General features: G+C 38.8%; 16 protein-coding genes. 4 read left to right on the plus strand and 12 right to left on the minus strand.

Annotated elements, in window-relative coordinates; all coding sequences use genetic code 11:
* The first annotated feature begins 104 nt into the window (after positions 1 to 104).
* Positions 105 to 2,045 carry an ABC transporter ATP-binding protein gene (locus CFH81_03365; GenBank protein ID DAB41345.1) on the plus strand — a complete coding sequence of 647 codons (1,941 nt, stop codon included), beginning with the start codon at positions 105 to 107 and terminating at the stop codon, positions 2,043 to 2,045.
* A 21-nt stretch (positions 2,046 to 2,066) separates the two neighbouring features.
* Here the strand turns inward: CFH81_03365 and CFH81_03370 are convergent, their stop codons facing one another.
* The 5 genes from CFH81_03370 to CFH81_03390 all read right to left on the minus strand — a co-directional run bounded on the left by CFH81_03370 (position 2,067) and on the right by CFH81_03390 (position 7,438).
* Complete coding sequence (locus CFH81_03370) at positions 2,067 to 3,074, minus strand: hypothetical protein (protein ID DAB41434.1); 1,008 nt, start codon at positions 3,072 to 3,074, stop codon at positions 2,067 to 2,069.
* Between the two features lie 152 nt (positions 3,075 to 3,226).
* Positions 3,227 to 4,693, minus strand: coding sequence for a threonine synthase (locus CFH81_03375; GenBank protein ID DAB41346.1), 1,467 nt, complete (start codon positions 4,691 to 4,693; stop codon positions 3,227 to 3,229).
* A gap of 90 nt (positions 4,694 to 4,783) precedes the next feature.
* On the minus strand, positions 4,784 to 5,635 hold the full coding sequence (gene argB / locus CFH81_03380) for an acetylglutamate kinase (GenBank protein ID DAB41347.1): 852 nt from the start codon (positions 5,633 to 5,635) through the stop codon (positions 4,784 to 4,786).
* Positions 5,636 to 5,705: 70 nt separating this feature from the next.
* Positions 5,706 to 6,632 (minus strand): tetraacyldisaccharide 4'-kinase, encoded by a 927-nt coding sequence (locus CFH81_03385; GenBank protein DAB41348.1) that lies wholly within the window; start codon positions 6,630 to 6,632, stop codon positions 5,706 to 5,708.
* Positions 6,623 to 7,438: a hypothetical protein gene (locus CFH81_03390; GenBank protein ID DAB41349.1), complete on the minus strand. Its 816-nt coding sequence runs from the start codon at positions 7,436 to 7,438 to the stop codon at positions 6,623 to 6,625. The genes CFH81_03385 and CFH81_03390 overlap by 10 nt, the downstream gene beginning before the upstream one ends.
* Before the next feature lie 14 nt (positions 7,439 to 7,452).
* Here CFH81_03390 and CFH81_03395 point away from each other — a divergent pair, with 14 nt between their 5' ends.
* A complete protein-coding gene (locus CFH81_03395; protein ID DAB41350.1) occupies positions 7,453 to 8,064 on the plus strand; it encodes an MBL fold metallo-hydrolase in 612 nt (203 codons plus the stop codon).
* A 19-nt stretch (positions 8,065 to 8,083) separates the two neighbouring features.
* Here CFH81_03395 and CFH81_03400 read toward each other — a convergent pair whose 3' ends face one another.
* From CFH81_03400 to CFH81_03425, 6 genes are all read right to left on the minus strand, one after another.
* Entirely contained in the window at positions 8,084 to 8,743 is a 660-nt protein-coding gene (locus tag CFH81_03400) for a transcriptional regulator (protein DAB41351.1), read from the minus strand.
* A 168-nt stretch (positions 8,744 to 8,911) separates the two neighbouring features.
* The gene (locus tag CFH81_03405; GenBank protein ID DAB41352.1) at positions 8,912 to 9,820 is read right to left on the minus strand and encodes a tRNA 5-methoxyuridine(34)/uridine 5-oxyacetic acid(34) synthase CmoB; all 909 of its coding nucleotides are present in this window, start codon (positions 9,818 to 9,820) and stop codon (positions 8,912 to 8,914) included.
* Between the two features lie 4 nt (positions 9,821 to 9,824).
* Complete coding sequence (locus CFH81_03410; protein DAB41353.1) at positions 9,825 to 10,391, minus strand: peptidylprolyl isomerase; 567 nt, start codon at positions 10,389 to 10,391, stop codon at positions 9,825 to 9,827.
* Positions 10,391 to 10,684 carry a hypothetical protein gene (locus tag CFH81_03415; protein ID DAB41354.1) on the minus strand — a complete coding sequence of 98 codons (294 nt, stop codon included), beginning with the start codon at positions 10,682 to 10,684 and terminating at the stop codon, positions 10,391 to 10,393. The genes CFH81_03410 and CFH81_03415 overlap by 1 nt, the downstream gene beginning before the upstream one ends.
* A gap of 163 nt (positions 10,685 to 10,847) precedes the next feature.
* Entirely contained in the window at positions 10,848 to 12,374 is a 1,527-nt protein-coding gene (gene rny / locus CFH81_03420) for a ribonuclease Y (GenBank protein ID DAB41355.1), read from the minus strand.
* Positions 12,375 to 12,404: 30 nt separating this feature from the next.
* Positions 12,405 to 12,956, minus strand: coding sequence for a 5-formyltetrahydrofolate cyclo-ligase (locus tag CFH81_03425; GenBank protein DAB41356.1), 552 nt, complete (start codon positions 12,954 to 12,956; stop codon positions 12,405 to 12,407).
* An 8-nt stretch (positions 12,957 to 12,964) separates the two neighbouring features.
* Between CFH81_03425 and CFH81_03430 the strand changes: the two genes are divergently transcribed.
* Both CFH81_03430 and CFH81_03435 read left to right on the plus strand, forming a co-directional pair.
* Complete coding sequence (locus CFH81_03430; GenBank protein ID DAB41357.1) at positions 12,965 to 13,660, plus strand: hypothetical protein; 696 nt, start codon at positions 12,965 to 12,967, stop codon at positions 13,658 to 13,660.
* A 14-nt stretch (positions 13,661 to 13,674) separates the two neighbouring features.
* Positions 13,675 to 14,541, plus strand: a complete 867-nt coding sequence (locus CFH81_03435; GenBank protein ID DAB41358.1) for a signal recognition particle-docking protein FtsY — start codon at positions 13,675 to 13,677, stop codon at positions 14,539 to 14,541.
* A gap of 173 nt (positions 14,542 to 14,714) precedes the next feature.
* Here CFH81_03435 and CFH81_03440 read toward each other — a convergent pair whose 3' ends face one another.
* Entirely contained in the window at positions 14,715 to 15,335 is a 621-nt protein-coding gene (locus CFH81_03440; protein DAB41435.1) for a 1-acyl-sn-glycerol-3-phosphate acyltransferase, read from the minus strand.
* Positions 15,336 to 15,543: the final 208 nt, after the last annotated feature.

The raw sequence follows: 15,543 nt of genomic DNA on the forward strand, positions 1-15,543 counted from the left end.
AATACCTTTTTTATTTTAGTTGAAATATATCAAGATGAGCTTTAGCAGGCCTTAAAAACCTTCTATGTTTGCTATAATTTCACCATTAAATCCAAGGAACCAATGTGGCACTCATCGATCTTTTTAACATCAAAAAACAGTATGACATCAAATTGCTTCTTGATGATGTGGATTTTCATCTTAATGCCGGCGAACGCGTCGCCATCGTCGGCCAAAACGGATGCGGAAAATCCACCCTGATGAAGATCATTATGAAACAAGAAGAACCAAGTGAAGGCAAATGTATCATCAACAGCACCATACAGATCGAAATGCTTTCGCAGCAGCCTCATTTTGAAGCCCATTTAAGCGTAAGAAAAGCCATAGAAAATGAACTTTCACAACTGCAAGAGGCAAAAAAACGCTTTAACGATCTAACGGAAATCCTTTCTTTGGATTTTGAAAATACCGCACTGCACAAAGAGTATGAACGCATCTCTGCTTTTTTGGATCATCACAATGCCTGGAACCTTGATGACAAAATTGAGCGTGTATTGCAGGAATTCAAACTCAAAGAGTATGAAGACAGGGCTGTTGTATCACTTTCCGGAGGAGAACAGCGCCGTGTAGCACTGGCTTCTTTGATACTTAAAAAACCGGATGTGCTTTTGCTTGATGAGCCCACAAACCATCTTGACGTTTATATGGTTGAATTTCTTGAAGAAATGCTTCTGAAGGAGAAATTCACTCTGCTTTTTATCTCTCATGACAGACATTTCATTGATACCATTGCAACACGAATCCTAGAAGTAGACAACAGAAAGCTCATCTCTTATAATGGAGGCTACATCAGTTATCTTGAACAAAAAGAAGACCGGATGCATGCCCTGCAAAAAGGTCATGAGAATCTGCTTAGACTGCTTAAGCAAGAAGAAGCCTGGCTTGCCAAAGGCGTAAGAGCAAGAGAAAAACGGAACCAGGGGCGCAAAAAGCGAGTCTTTGAACTTCGTGATGCAGCCAAAGAAAATCCTACCTTGATACGCAAAATGATGATCGAGCTTGAACGGGAAAAAAAACATTTCAATCAAGAAGAAGGTGTGTCGCGCAAAAAAATGCTCTTTGAACTTGAAAATATCAGCTATGCTGTGCCTGGAAAAATTCTGATAGAACACTTCTCTGCACGTATTTTACAAAAAGATAAAATCGCTATCGTCGGCATCAACGGTGCCGGAAAATCTACACTGCTTAAACTTATGCTTGGTAAACTAAAACCGGATAGCGGGGTGATAAAACAGGGTGATTTTTCTATAGGCTATTTCGACCAGCACAGAGAAATGCTTGATGACAGCAAAACGCTTATTGAAACTTTTTGTCCTGACGGCGGAGACAGAGTAGAGGTACAAGGAAGCAATCTGCATGTGTATGGGTACATGAAAAGTTTTCTTTTTCCCAAAGAATTTTTAGACAAAAAGATCGGCACATTAAGCGGCGGAGAGAAAAACCGTGTCGCCTTGGCTTTGCTGCTAACCAAGAAAGTAGATTGTTTGATTCTAGATGAACCGACGAACGACTTAGACATTCAAACTATCAATGTCTTAGAAGAAAAACTGATTAATTTTCCCGGAGCCATTCTCTTTGTCTCACATGACCGTTATTTTATAGACAAAATTGCTTCTAAACTTTTTATTTTTAAAGGCAACGGTGTCATAGAGGAATCTTATCAATCTTACACTGAGTACTTAGACATAGAAAAAGAACTCAAAGAACTTCAAAGTCTTGAAAAAGAGATGAAGCCTATCTCTTTCTTGTCTCAAGACAATGCCCAAAAAGAAAAACAAAAAACCAAACTCAGCTATAAAGAACAAAGGGATTTTGACATGCTGCCCGATATTATCGAAGCCCTGGAACACAAGATAGAGCTGCTCAATAAATGCCTCCAAGATCCTGCATGCTACCAAGAAAAAGGAGTAACTATTATCGGCAAAGAACTGGCTGCTCTAGAAAAAGAATACGAAGAAAAAAGCGAAAGATATTTTGAAATCTTGGAAATTTTAGAATCCCTGTAAAACATTTTTGTTTCACGAGGATTACCAGTGAAGCACAACACTCCTTCTTCCCCATTGCAAAGCGCGCCTTTTATCTACCCCCATATAAATGTCAATACGCTTTCGAAACCGCTTGTTCATCTTGTCCCCTACAGTATAAAAACCGGCCAATCCCCCTACTTTTACTTTTGAGCCATAGCTCAATCCGTATCTAGACAGTAGATCTCTTGATACTGCAATGATTTTCATACCGGGGCCGATACGGTTTCCCCATGCAGCAACAAAAGGCGTTTTGTCTGTCTGTGAAGCATGCGAGGTATAGGCTGTTGCTGTCACCCGAAGTCTGTTTTTTCCAAACTCACGGAGAGTCTTTTCTCTTTTTTCTTTTGCTTTTATTGCTGCTTCTTTTTTTTGTTTTGCTTCTAATTGCGCAACAATATAAGGAAAAGGAAGCTGTAAGATTTTGCCTGTTCTGAGGGCGGCAGTTGTTTTAATATCGTTAAATCGGCTCAATTCCTTAGGTGAAAAATTGAATTTATTTGCTATCGAAATTAGCGTATCTCCGGCTTGAATCCGGTATTCTCCCGATACTATTGTATCTATCATGTTTTGCGAAAGCGGAATTTGAAGTTTTTGCCCTACTTTGATTGCATCTTTATCTCCCAATCCGTTTAGGCCAGAAAGCTCTTGAAGTGTAAATTCGAATTTTTTTGCAATATCGCCAAGCGTATCGCCTTGAATGACAGTATATTCTCCATACTTTAAACTGCTTTCTTCTTTTTTTGCCGTGCTTTGTGTTCTCTCTTGCTTATTTTCTTGAGAAATATTTTGCTCGGCTTTGCACTCTTCTTCTGGCTGAAAAAGATCTGACAAATGGACTCTTCTTGTCCCTTTAAAACGCAGCGAATCTTCAATTTTTACATATTTTTCAGCCATCTCATCAATAGTAATTACTCTGGTATGAGATTTTTGTTCCGGAGAAGGAAGTGTTTTGGTGACAATCAGTTTATTGCGATTTAAATCATATTTTATTTCTTTTATGCGAATCATTCTCTGAGTGTAAGGATTACACTCCTTCGTACCTTTTGTTGCGATTGTGCAATCTACAATACGGGCTGCTGATGCATTTTCCCATCCTATCCAAAACAGCACAAAAAGAAAAAAATATTTTTTAATCATCTAAAATATAGTATCATATTAGACTACAAAAAGTCCAACATCTCTCTTTTAATAGATTCTTTTTCTACCACGACCGTATGAATGATCGGTTTTTTAAATAACGCATTAATGGCAGAAGGAACAGTCGCATTGGCATGTCCGCTTACCCATTTGAGCGCCTCAATATCGCTCTTAAGCTCATTTCCGAGTGCCTTTGAAACAGTCGGACTAAACTTTGTCCATTCAGCAGTAGAATAGACCACTGTTTTAAGTTTTTTATCACGAAGCTTTTCGTATGCGCCTATACACGTTGCTGTATGCGGATCCATAATATAACCTTTTTGGGCATAGTTTCCTATGACTGCTTCGCATGTCGCATCATCAGAAAAAGAAGCATCAAAATCTTCTCTTAATTTCTCAAGTTCATTTTGAGTCAATTGGTATTTGCCCTCTTTTTCCAAGCTCTCCATAAGCTCTTTAGTCCGTTTGGCGCCAAATTTATCAAACATTATACGCTCCACATTTGAACTTTTTAAAATATCCATTGCCGGCGATTCTGTACGAACAAGTGTTCTGACGGTCAGATCATAAACTCCTTTGGTAATCCAATCTGTAAGAATATTGTTGATATTGGAAGAAATAAGTATCTTTTCGATAGGTAAACCTGCTTTTTTTGCATAATAAGCTCCCAATGCATTTCCAAAATTCCCGCTTGGAACCACAAGATAGATTTTTTCTCCCATATGAATCTTTTCCTGGCGAACCAGTTCCAAATAAGAATGAATATGATAAATAATTTGAAAAATAATACGTCCGAAGTTAACTGAATTCGCCGCAGAAAGTTTAATATTATGATGTTTTAATTCATTTTTAAAATCTTCAGAAGCAAGAAGCGACTTAAGTGTATTTTGCGTATCATCAAAATCACCTTTGACGCCTATCACTTTTAGATTTTTGCCGTCTTCGGTCACCATCTGAAGTCTTTGCACATCCGAAGTCCCCCCTTCAGGATAGAGACATGCCACTTTAATATTGGCTTGGTTTTTAAACGTTTCAAGTGTAGCGGGACCTGTATCACCGCTGGTTGCAGCCATGATCAAATAATTTTCATTTTTTTGTTGCGCCAATTTGCTTAAAATATATCCAAAAGGTTGCAGCGCCATATCTTTAAATGCTCTTGTGGGTCCATGATAGAGTTCTGCAACAAAACAGTCTTCTTCTATCTGGGATAAAGGCACAGGATTGAAAGCATTATCAAACGCATCATATCTCTTGAGCGCTTCTTGCATTACTTCTTTTTCTATATCGATGCCAAACTTTTGTAAAAAATCCAATGCCAACACCTTATAATGGCTCAAAAGATGGCTTTCTAAAAAATCTTTATCCAAATTTGGAAGCGCACTTGGAACATACAGTCCGCCAAAACTTGCACTTGGACTCAGTATCGCTTCTGAAAAAGATACACTTTGAGGTTTTTGTCCGTCATTGCCTCGTGTCTCAATAAATTGCATGATTCATCCTACTTTATTTATTATTCATTTTTGTTATTATATCCAAAAAACCAAGGCTTTTATAGCCGCCCGATGTTACGTCTCTTGGCTTTATAGCTCAATACATGTACCCACCCCGCTGCTGGTCAATATTTCCAGCAACAAAGAATGCTCAACCCTTCCATCAATAATATGTGCCTTTTTAACCCCGCCCCGAAGCGCTTCTATGCATGCATCTACTTTGGGAATCATCCCTCCGCTAATTGTGCCGTCTTCTTTGAGTTTTTGTGTTTTTTCAATATCCAGATTGGTAATAAGATTCATTTCTTTATCCAGAACTCCCGGAGTATCTGTTAAAAAAAGAATCTTGCGGGCTTGCAAAGCTATAGCAATCTGACTTGCTGCCAGATCCGCATTGATATTAAAACCGGGGTGCCCGATTGTACTGCATGTAGCGATAGGAGCGATCACCGGCACGAATCCGTCCTCAATAATGTTTTCTACAATTTCAGGATTGACATGTTCAATAATACCTGTATAGCCAAATTGTTCAAAATCTTTTGGCCGCGCCTGCAAAAAATTGGCATCCTTTCCGGATATTCCGATAGCTTTTGTGCCGTGATTATTAAGGAGGGCTACAATCTCCTTGTTAATTTCTCCGCTAAGCACCATCTCGACAATGCGCATCACTTCTTTGGTAGTTACCCTTTGTCCTTCTACAAATTTAGTTTCAACACCTAAATCTGTCAATAAGCTTGTAATGCTTTTTCCGCCGCCGTGCACAATAATAGGCTTCATACCCACCAAATGTAACAACACGATGTCCTGAGCGAACTGCTCTTTAAGGGTATCACTGGTTTGTGCCGAACCTCCATATTTGATAACAATTTTTTCATTTGCAAATTTTTTGATAAAAGGCAAAGCATCCAATAGCGTTTTTACAACTTCAATATTTTTTTTCATTACATAATCTCCTTTTTTAGCAAATCTTTTCACTTTTTCTTGACCGACTGCTTTTGCTTCCTGTTTTGATTTAATCTTTTTTTATACTCTTTTTGATATAGATATCAACACTCTCAAAAATATGATTTTTAATTTCTAATTTTAACTTCATTTCAGAGATAGGCAACTTAAACCCTTTCATCTTTACTTTGTCTTTAGAAGTGCACAAAAGGCTGGTGGCTTCATACTGTTTTAATATTTTTTTCAATGCAGATTCTTCAAAATAAGCATGATCCTGAAAATAGATTTTTGCCACGATTTCAACTTTTGGAAGATAAGGCTCCAATCTTTGCGGATTTGAAATAGCCGTAACCAATACCATCTTGGATGTAGGGTTCTGTATGGAAACATGACGGATAAAATCGTTTTGTTCTTTGGCTATCACATCGGCATATTTTCGGTTAAAATAAAATTCTCGCATCGGTCCGGCCGGAAAAGGTAAAATATTTTGTATACTTGAAGGCTCTAAGAGAATCTCAAACTTTTCTATCTCCATTCTATTAAATCCGTCATCCAAAATAATCAGCTTTGCACCTTGATTTATCGCAAAACGTATAGCCTTATACCTATCTTCGCTTACAATGACCGAACACTCAGGCAAGCTTTGAGCCATAAGCATAGGCTCATCTCCGCTTTGATGTACATCTGCCAGTATGCGTCCCTCTTTGCTTATTTCGATCAGTCCCTTGCTCTGTCTTCCATATCCCCTGGAAATAATGGTCGCATGTTTGTATCTTGAAGCAAGCGCAATAACAAAAGGGGTTTTGCCCGATCCTCCAACCACCAGATTGCCTACACTCACAATAGGTATATCAAATTTCTTTTTCTTTGTAAAACTTCTGCGTATCGACATTACAATACCATACCCTATGGCAAAAGGGGAAAGAAGCGCAATAAATAGATAATGATACCATCGAGGGGCAAAAAAAAGTGTTTCAAAAAAATGCATTAGAGACATTCTTTTGCGCCCAGTTTTTTAATCTCTTCACAAGTAAACCCTGCTTCTTTTCTTGCAGCAACATTGATATGCGGTCTATGCTTTGCAAACAATTTGTAACGATCAAGTATGTCAAAATAGACACTCTCTTTCACGCCTTCTTTTTTGCAAAGATATTTGAACCATTTATCCCCTTTGTGCACATGGACTATCTCTTCTTGATAGATCACCCTCAAAGCATTTATCAATACCGCGACCTTAGGATCTTTATGTTTATTTTCAAGTTTTTTAATAATTTGAGGATTAACATCAAGCCCGGAGGCTTCATAATAACGGGGCACAACAGCCATGCGATCCAAGATACTTTGTGCGGTATGGTGTGCCGCATCAAAAAGCCCGCAATGCACAGGAAAATCCCCATAAACATAACCCAGTGACCCAAGCAGCGCTTCAAGCATTTTATAATGACGTATTTCATCCTGGGCAACTTCAAGCCAATCCATCTTGTAAGCCATCGGCATTTTCGGATAACGATACACGGCATCCAGCGCCAAGTCGATAGCAGAATATTCGATATGTGCAATAGCGTGCACTAAGACTGCCAATCCTTCCGGTGTGTCAAAATCTTTTCTTTCGGGGAGTGCCCTGGGATCAACAATTTGACATTTTGAAGCATACGAAGGCTTCTCAAATACCACAGGAACAAAATCGACGCTTTGGCTTATTTCATTTTTGGTACAATACTCCAAACATTGAACAGTCAATACCTCTTTCATGACAATATCATCACTTAAAATGGCTGTTTTTAAAACATCGTATATATTCATAGGAGAATTATAACATGCAAATCAAAATCCAACCTATGGGACCCTATCAAACCAACTGCTATATTGTCACTGTTGACGGCAAAGATTTTATTATTGATCCCGGTGTCGGTGCGGCCAAATGGGTCATGGAACATACAGTCAATCCTGTAGCCATTCTAAACACACATGGACATTTTGATCACGTGTGGAGCAATGCCGAACTTAAAGAGAAACTCAACATCCCTCTTTATGCCCCAAAAGAGGATCTGTTCATGTTAATGAATGATCCGCTTGGGCAAGGAACCCCTCCAAGTAAACCGGATTATCTTGTCAGCAATGACGAAACTATTGAAATCAAAAACGTAAAAATCACATTTCTCCATTTTCCGGGGCATACGCCGGGTTGCAGTGTAATCCAAATCGGCGATGTCTGGTTTAGCGGCGATTTTCTCTTTGAACGGTCTATCGGCAGATGGGACTTTCCTGCATCAGACGGTAAAGAAATGGTAAAGAGTTTGGAAAAAGCAATGAAAACCAAAGAAGATTACACAATCTACCCTGGCCACGGAATGAATACTACGCTCAAGGCAGAACAAAAAACAATGCCTTATTGGATTGAACAAGTCAAGCACACCATCAACTCATAAGGCGCCTGACTTTTTCACATTAATATGAAAATTTATATCCGCGACGTCTTACGGTGTGTATCACCTGAAAGCCCAAAATGCTTTTTAAGCGTTTGCGTATTTGGTTGATTGCTACCTCAACTGTGTTGTCGCTCACGTATTCAGGTTCTTCCCATAGCGCGTTGATAATTTCGTCTTTTGAAAATACACGCTGTTTACGTAATGCCAGATAGGCCAAAATATCAAATGTCTTTCCGTTAAGTGAAACAATTTTCTCATCATATTCTATTTTTTTATTGGCGATATCAATCACCAACTTGCCTATATCAACTTTGGTACCAAAAAGATGTCTCATGTTTGCCAGCACTCTCGCTGCAACAAGATCCGGATACTCACAATGCTGATAGATGACATCATCCACGCCCAAAGAGAAAAAACCGGCTTGCTGACGATAATTGCTCGTCAATATCATAATCTTTGTTTCGCTCTTTTTCTTTTTCACCTCATTAACATAGCGCTCCAGCGAAAACCTGACACCCTCATCCACAATAATCACCAATTCATAATGTCTAAAATCCGTAAAGTTGGTTGCATCATACATGTCTCTTGCATTGTCAACGATACAGATAAAATATTTATCTAATTCTGCTTCAAGGTGTTTGACGTACTCTTCTTCAAAACCTACTGTTAATATTCTCATTTATGCGCTTTCCTACCTAACCAAAGAAAACATCCTAAAACTTAATGAAAAGCGGTTTCCTTTTTTAATTGGCTATTTATAGCGAAAAGTAGCTTATTTAAAAATAAAAGTAACTTTTAGGTTATCTTGGATATTTTATTACTTTTTATGCAATGACCTTCTATTTGCCTATAATTTTACAAGCTTTTTTGCCTTAATGTAAACTCTTTTGGGCGCAGGATAGCCCTCTATCGTCTTTGTAGAATCATTAGGGTCTAGAAAATCCCCCAGACTTTGGGTATCTATCCACTCAGTTTTTCGCTGCTCATTGAGATCTGTTTTCATCACAGCAAGTATCTCCACCTCATCAAACCCGGCTCTAAAGCACCAGTTTTTAAGCGCATTGACTGTAGGAATGAAATAGATATTGGGAATCTTTGAATATCGGTCTTTTGGCGTGAGACAGAGCTCCCCTTCCCCGTCTATCATAAATGTATCCAAAATCAGTTCACCGCCTTGATTGAGCCCTTTATAGAGAGATTTAAGCATTAAAACAGGATCGGAGCGATGATAGAGAACCCCCAGACAAAAAAGCACATCAAACCGATGCTCGTAATATTCTACGTGCTCAACGCCTAAAAGCTCATAAGTGATATCACTCTGAATAAAATGATCGATAAACGCAAACTGCGTATAATAGAGTGCCGAGGGGTCAAATCCTACAAGTTTTTTGGGATTGTGCTTTAGCATACGAAACAAATAGTAGCCATTATTGCAACCGATATCGCCTACAATTTTGTCTTTGAGGTCAAAAAATGGCTCAAGCAGATTATACTTGATAAAACTCTGCCACTCGGTATCAATCAATAAAGAATCCACCCTAAAGGGTCCCTTGCGCCAAGGTTTCATCATGCGAGCCGTCTCCTCAATGAGAGCCTGCTGTTCTGGCGTGACGGCATCAAAAGCGATAGTGACGCAGTCACCTAGCGTAATATGGCTATCCAAGCAAGGTAAGCTTTGCACGGCTTCCTGAAGCGGTGCAATATTTTTCCATCCCAACCATTTTTGGCGCTCATGGCGTAATGCGGCTAAATCCATAAAACTATCTAAGGTAGGCTTTTTTTATGACTTGATCAAACAACGGTCTGTCGTTGCCGGGGGAAACTGTGACATTTTCAATCTTTTGGACCACTTCTTGTCCTTTGATCACCTCTCCAAAGATCGTATATCCTCCATTTAGCCATGCAGTGGGCGCCACAGTGATAAAAAATTGGCTCCCGTTGGTGTTAGGCCCCCTGTTTGCCATAGCAAGCAAAAAAGGTTTGTCAAAAACCAAATTGGGGGCATACTCATTTTTAAACTCTTTTTTCCAAATTGACTCTCCTCCCATGCCTGTGCCTGTGGGGTCACCCCCCTGGATCATAAAACCTTTGATGACACGGTGAAAGATAATGCCGTCATAATAGCCGTTTTTAACATGTGTGACAAAATTCTCTACAGCCAAAGGCGCAGCTTCAGGATAAAGTTTAAGCTCAATATTCCCAACATTTGTCTCAAGTACTACCACGGGCGATACTGTTTGATTTTCTTGGGGTTTGGACACCTCTGCAGCATATGTATTTGCCGACAAAAATCCTATACACAACAGTGTTTGTAACCATTTTTTCATTATACACCCTTATCACATTTATCTATTTTTAATTTTTTAAGCACTTTAGTAAAAAAATCGCCGCCCTCCCTGTGCATATCATCGTGAAACTCTAAACAAATCGCTTGAATTTCTGGGTGTTCGGTTGAAATTTTGTCAAAAATCAAAGGGGCTTGTCCTGTCTCTTTCTTTACGTCATCAATTACTTGCAAAATCTCTTTTTTCAAGCTTTGGTTGTCGCCAAAAACAAGACTCAACCCCCCATAACGTTCTTCCATTCTTAAGCGTGCTTTGATTTCTTTACATCGATCCATTTTTTTACCTTTTTTATTTAATATAACGCCTACGAAACAAAGTCCCGCAGGCTACGCTGACGCTATGTCCGCTTCAGCAGCGGGCTCGTGCGGCCAAGCCACACTTTTTAATATAACGCCTACGAAACAAAGTCCCGCAGGCTACGCTGACGCTGCTATTCTTCTATCTTGCATAGTATGTCGCCCGCGTTTCTCTAATAACATTGACTTTTATTTCGCCCGGATATTGTACCCTATCTTCTATCTCTTTTGCAATCTCCTTGCTTAGCAGCACTGCTTCATTGTCACTCATTTTGCTAGCATTGACAAAGACACGTATCTCTCTTCCTGCATTGATAGCATAGGCATTTTCTACATATTCTTTAGAAATGGCGATCTGTTCTATCTCTTTGACCCGCTTTGTAAAACTCTCCAAAACCTCCCGTCTTGCTCCCGGCCGTGCAGCCGAAAGCGCATCAGCAGCACAAACGGCCGCACTCTCAATGCTGTTTGGTTTTTCATGCCCATGATGGGCGTAGATCGCATTGATTACCACAGGGTGTTCATTGTGCTTTCTGCAAAGTTCTGCGCCTATATCTACATGGGAGCCGCCCATATCCTGCGTCAATGCTTTGCCAATGTCATGCAGTAATCCTGCACGCATTGCAAGCTTTTCGTCTCCCCCCATCTCTGCTGCCATCACTCTGGCAAGTTTAGCAACCTCAAGTGTATGCGCCAGAGCATTCTGTCCATAACTGGCACGGTATTTCATACGACCTAAAAGCTTGACAAGCTCCTCATGCATAGGAAAAAGCCCTAAATCTATTAGAATATTTTCTCCCTCTTCGTATGTTTTTTGCTCAAATTCTTTCTCTACTTTTTCATGCACTTCTTCAATCCGGCCCGGATGGATACGCCCATCCTCTACTAAAATCTCTATGACTCTGGTTGCGATGGCTCTTCGGTAAAGATTGAAGCTGCTTACCAGTATCACTCCGGGCGTTTCGTCTATGACTATATCAACACCCAGCAGCATCTCTAAAGTTTTAATATTGCGTCCTTCTTTGCCAATGATACGCCCCTTGTGTTCATCGCTAGGCAAAGTAACAATATTGATTAGTCTTTCCCCTGCAAACTCACCTGCATAACGCGTAGTAGCCTGCGCTAAAATATAATTGGCTTTTCGCTCACCCTCTTCTTTGGCTAACTGTTCATATTTGCGTACAATGCCTGCCACTTCGGCACGACTCAACTCTTCTACTTTTTCAAGAATATAAGTCTTTGCCTCCTCTTTTGTGAGAGAAGCTATATGCTGCATTTTATCAATGGTCTGCATGATTGCCTCTTGCTTTTTGGCTTCAAGTTTTTCCAAACTTGTTTCTTTATTTCTAACTTTACTTATAAGAGAGTCAAGTTTTTTTTCTTTGGAGGCAATCTCTTTTGTTTGCAGAATTAACGTTCTCTGCCGCTCCTCTATCTGTGCCAAATTTTTTTGAAATTCACGTTCTTGCTCTATCTCATTTTCTTTAATTTTTACCCTGGATTCTTGCAGCAAAAGTTCAGCCTCGTTTTCTATAGCTTTTGCCTTTGCCTTCATTTCGAGTTCTATATGCGAAAATCTGTTATATGTACTATTTTTAAGCCATAGATAAAAACCTCCAGCCCCTATGGCTGCACCGGCGATACCTGATGCTCCTATAATTCCCAACATTGTTTTTCCTTTAATTGTGAAAGAAAAAGCCTAAAAATGTATATACTGCGGCGTGATAATGCTATCAGCCTTCACATCATAATGATCTGTGACTTCTTTCTTGCTGTAGCACCATTGACGTGCTACAAATACAGTTTTTTTGATATTTTTAATCTCTTTTTCATAAAATCTATCATACATGCCTTTGCCAAAGCCGACACGCCTTAATGTACTGTCGGATCCCACTATAGGTACGATAGCTAAATCTATTTGTTTCTTTTTAAATTGTCTTGAGTCTTTAGGCTCTTTAATCCCAAAGCGTTTTTTTTCTAGCGGTAATCTATATTTTACCAATCTAAAACTTTTACCTTCCATAAAAGGCACATAGAGATCTTTTTTTTCTCTACGCAAACGGTTGATGAGAGGATTGATATTCACTTCGGTGCCCAACGGAAGGTAAAGCATAATTCTTTTTGCTTTGCATTGGTTTATAAGTTGATAAAGCGAATCCAAAACGATCTTATCCTTTTTAAATGCGCCGGTTTTGCTTGCTTTTTCCAAACGTTTTAAGCATAAAGCTCTAAAACTATTTTTATTCATCATATCCCTAAGTGCTCTTTCGTTATAATTTAGATTATTATACCCAAAGGAAGAGTTTGAAAAAAGTGTATTCTCTTTTGTTTATCATCATTCTCTTTGTATTGGGGGGGTGTGACGATAAAAAAAATAAAAATTCTACCATTGTCACAGAAAATACAACCCAAATAGTACAAACAGACAAAAATGAATCATTTCCGGAAAAAAATATTTCACTCAACGGCAATGTCACTCAAATTGCGACTTATGCATTTACACTAAGTGATTTGCAGCAAAAGAGCCATAAAGGAACACTGAAGGATAGAGCTATCTTCCTGGAAGGGATCAATACTCCTGTGGTAATATTCCATTTTTTTGCTACCTGGTGTCCTCCTTGTGCAGGAGAAGCTCCTTATCTGTCAGATCTTCAACAAAAATATCCTCAAGAACTTTTTATTGCAGGGATTACGGTTAATGATACTCCAACGCGAGAAGTACTGGAAAAATTCATCCAAGAAAATCATGCCGATTATTATATTTCTACTACCCTGGAGAACGATGCTTTGGCAACAAAAATAGCAGAAGGATTGGATCTTGACAGTAATTTTTCTCTTCCTCTTACCATAATTTATCATAACGGAAAATATTTTTCGCATTATGAAGGTGCGGTTCCCATAGAAATACTAGAGCATGATATACGAGAAGCGATCAAAGACTTAAAACAAGAATAAAGGATTTTAAATATATGTTCAACCTGTTTAAAAAAGTATTAGGCAAAACAAACGAAGCGATCAAAGAAATAGTGCCTACCAAACGCAAGGAAATATCCAAAGAAGAGTTTGAAGATATCTTGTTGGAAGCGGATGTAAGTTACGATCTCCTAGAAAGATTGCTGGAGCCTCTGGGTGCCAAAATAAATCGTATTCAAGCATTTAACTCACTTATCTCTGTATTCCAATACAAAGCTGACTTCAAAGAAAGCGGAGCAAAACCTTATGTAGAGATGATTATTGGTGTAAACGGTGCAGGCAAAACAACAACCATCTCCAAGCTGGCTTACCGCTACAAAGAAGCCGGACATAGCGTGATCCTTGGTGCGGGTGACACCTTTCGTGCCGCAGCCATAGAGCAGCTGAGCAGATGGGCAGACAAACTGAATATACCGATTGTTGCCACACGGCAAGGACATGATCCGTCGGCAGTAGTTTACGACACTATCGAATCTGCAAAAGCCAAAAAGATAGATCATGTCATTATCGACACCGCAGGAAGGCTTCACACTCAAACCAATCTCGCCGAAGAACTAAAAAAAATGATACGTGTTGCAAACAAATCACTAGAGGGAGCTCCTCATCGCAAAATGCTTATTTTAGACGGCACCCAAGGAACTTCTGCCATCAATCAAGCAAAAACCTTTAATGAAATGATCGGCATTGACGGAATCATCATTACCAAACTTGACGGGACGGCAAAAGGCGGCTCTGTGCTTAGCATAGCAGATGAGCTTCGGCTGCCTATTTTTTATATCGGTACCGGAGAGCAGCCGAAAGACCTTATTCGATTTAAAGCCAACGAATATGTCAATACGATTTTAGATGAAATATTTGTATAAAATAGACTCAAATTTTTAAATGTTTTCGATACTTACAAAATAGTATTTTGTTTTAACGAAACAATGCCCATGCTCTTTCTCTTGGGCATAATTCCCAAGCGATACTCTTGAGATACATGCTTTGTCATTGTATCAATCTAAAAATATTCTTTTTTCACAACGCAAAACTCATTTTATGCAATACCGAATCTCTCTTTATACGTCAATGCTAAATTTGCCTTATCTTTATAATCTATGATGTCGCCTATCACTAGAGTGATTTTGCGTTTTTGTGAATTATCATACAGTGCCTCTTTGAGAATTTCTCTTGCATTGTCTTTGATATATACAGGCAAAATAGGCAATTTATTTTTTAAAGCGATCAACCTAGATCCCTCTTTAAATGCAGTGACAGACTTATCGGTAGTATTCCGAGTGCCTTCAGGAAAAATAAAAACAGAATCTCCTTTTTGTACTTCCGCTTTTACGTCCGCAAAAAATCCGCTCATCTGACTCTTTTCTCTGTCAATCAGTATCGATCCTGCATTGCGCACAAAAAGCCCGAAGAAAGGAGAGCTATATAGTTCTTTTTTTGCAATCCAAAGCCCAAAAAGTTTAGTATATTCTAATGCTACTTCGATAATGAGCGGATCGATAACCGTTCTATGATTGCTCAAAAGCAAATACTGTCCCTCGAAAGGAAGTTTGTCTTTATTTTCTATATTTATTTCAATATTAAGAGCAGCAAGTTGCGCTTTGGAATAAGCCAATCTTAGTTTTTTCTTTTCTTGCACATCCTGTATCCTTTTGAGCATAAACCCATACTTGTTTGTCAAATAAAGCGAATAGAGCAATTGTTGAATCTTTTTTAAAAATCGCAATCTTTATCCTTAAAAAAATAGTGGCGAAATTATAACCAAATAGACCCAAAAGAGCTTCCACGTTTAAAAAAATTACAATTTGACATATTTTAAAATTTCTTTTTCTTTACTTGACTATAATATTTTTATTAAACACTTAAGG

The organism is Sulfurovum sp. UBA12169 (assembly GCA_002742845.1).
In the GTDB taxonomy this organism is placed as follows: domain Bacteria; phylum Campylobacterota; class Campylobacteria; order Campylobacterales; family Sulfurovaceae; genus Sulfurovum.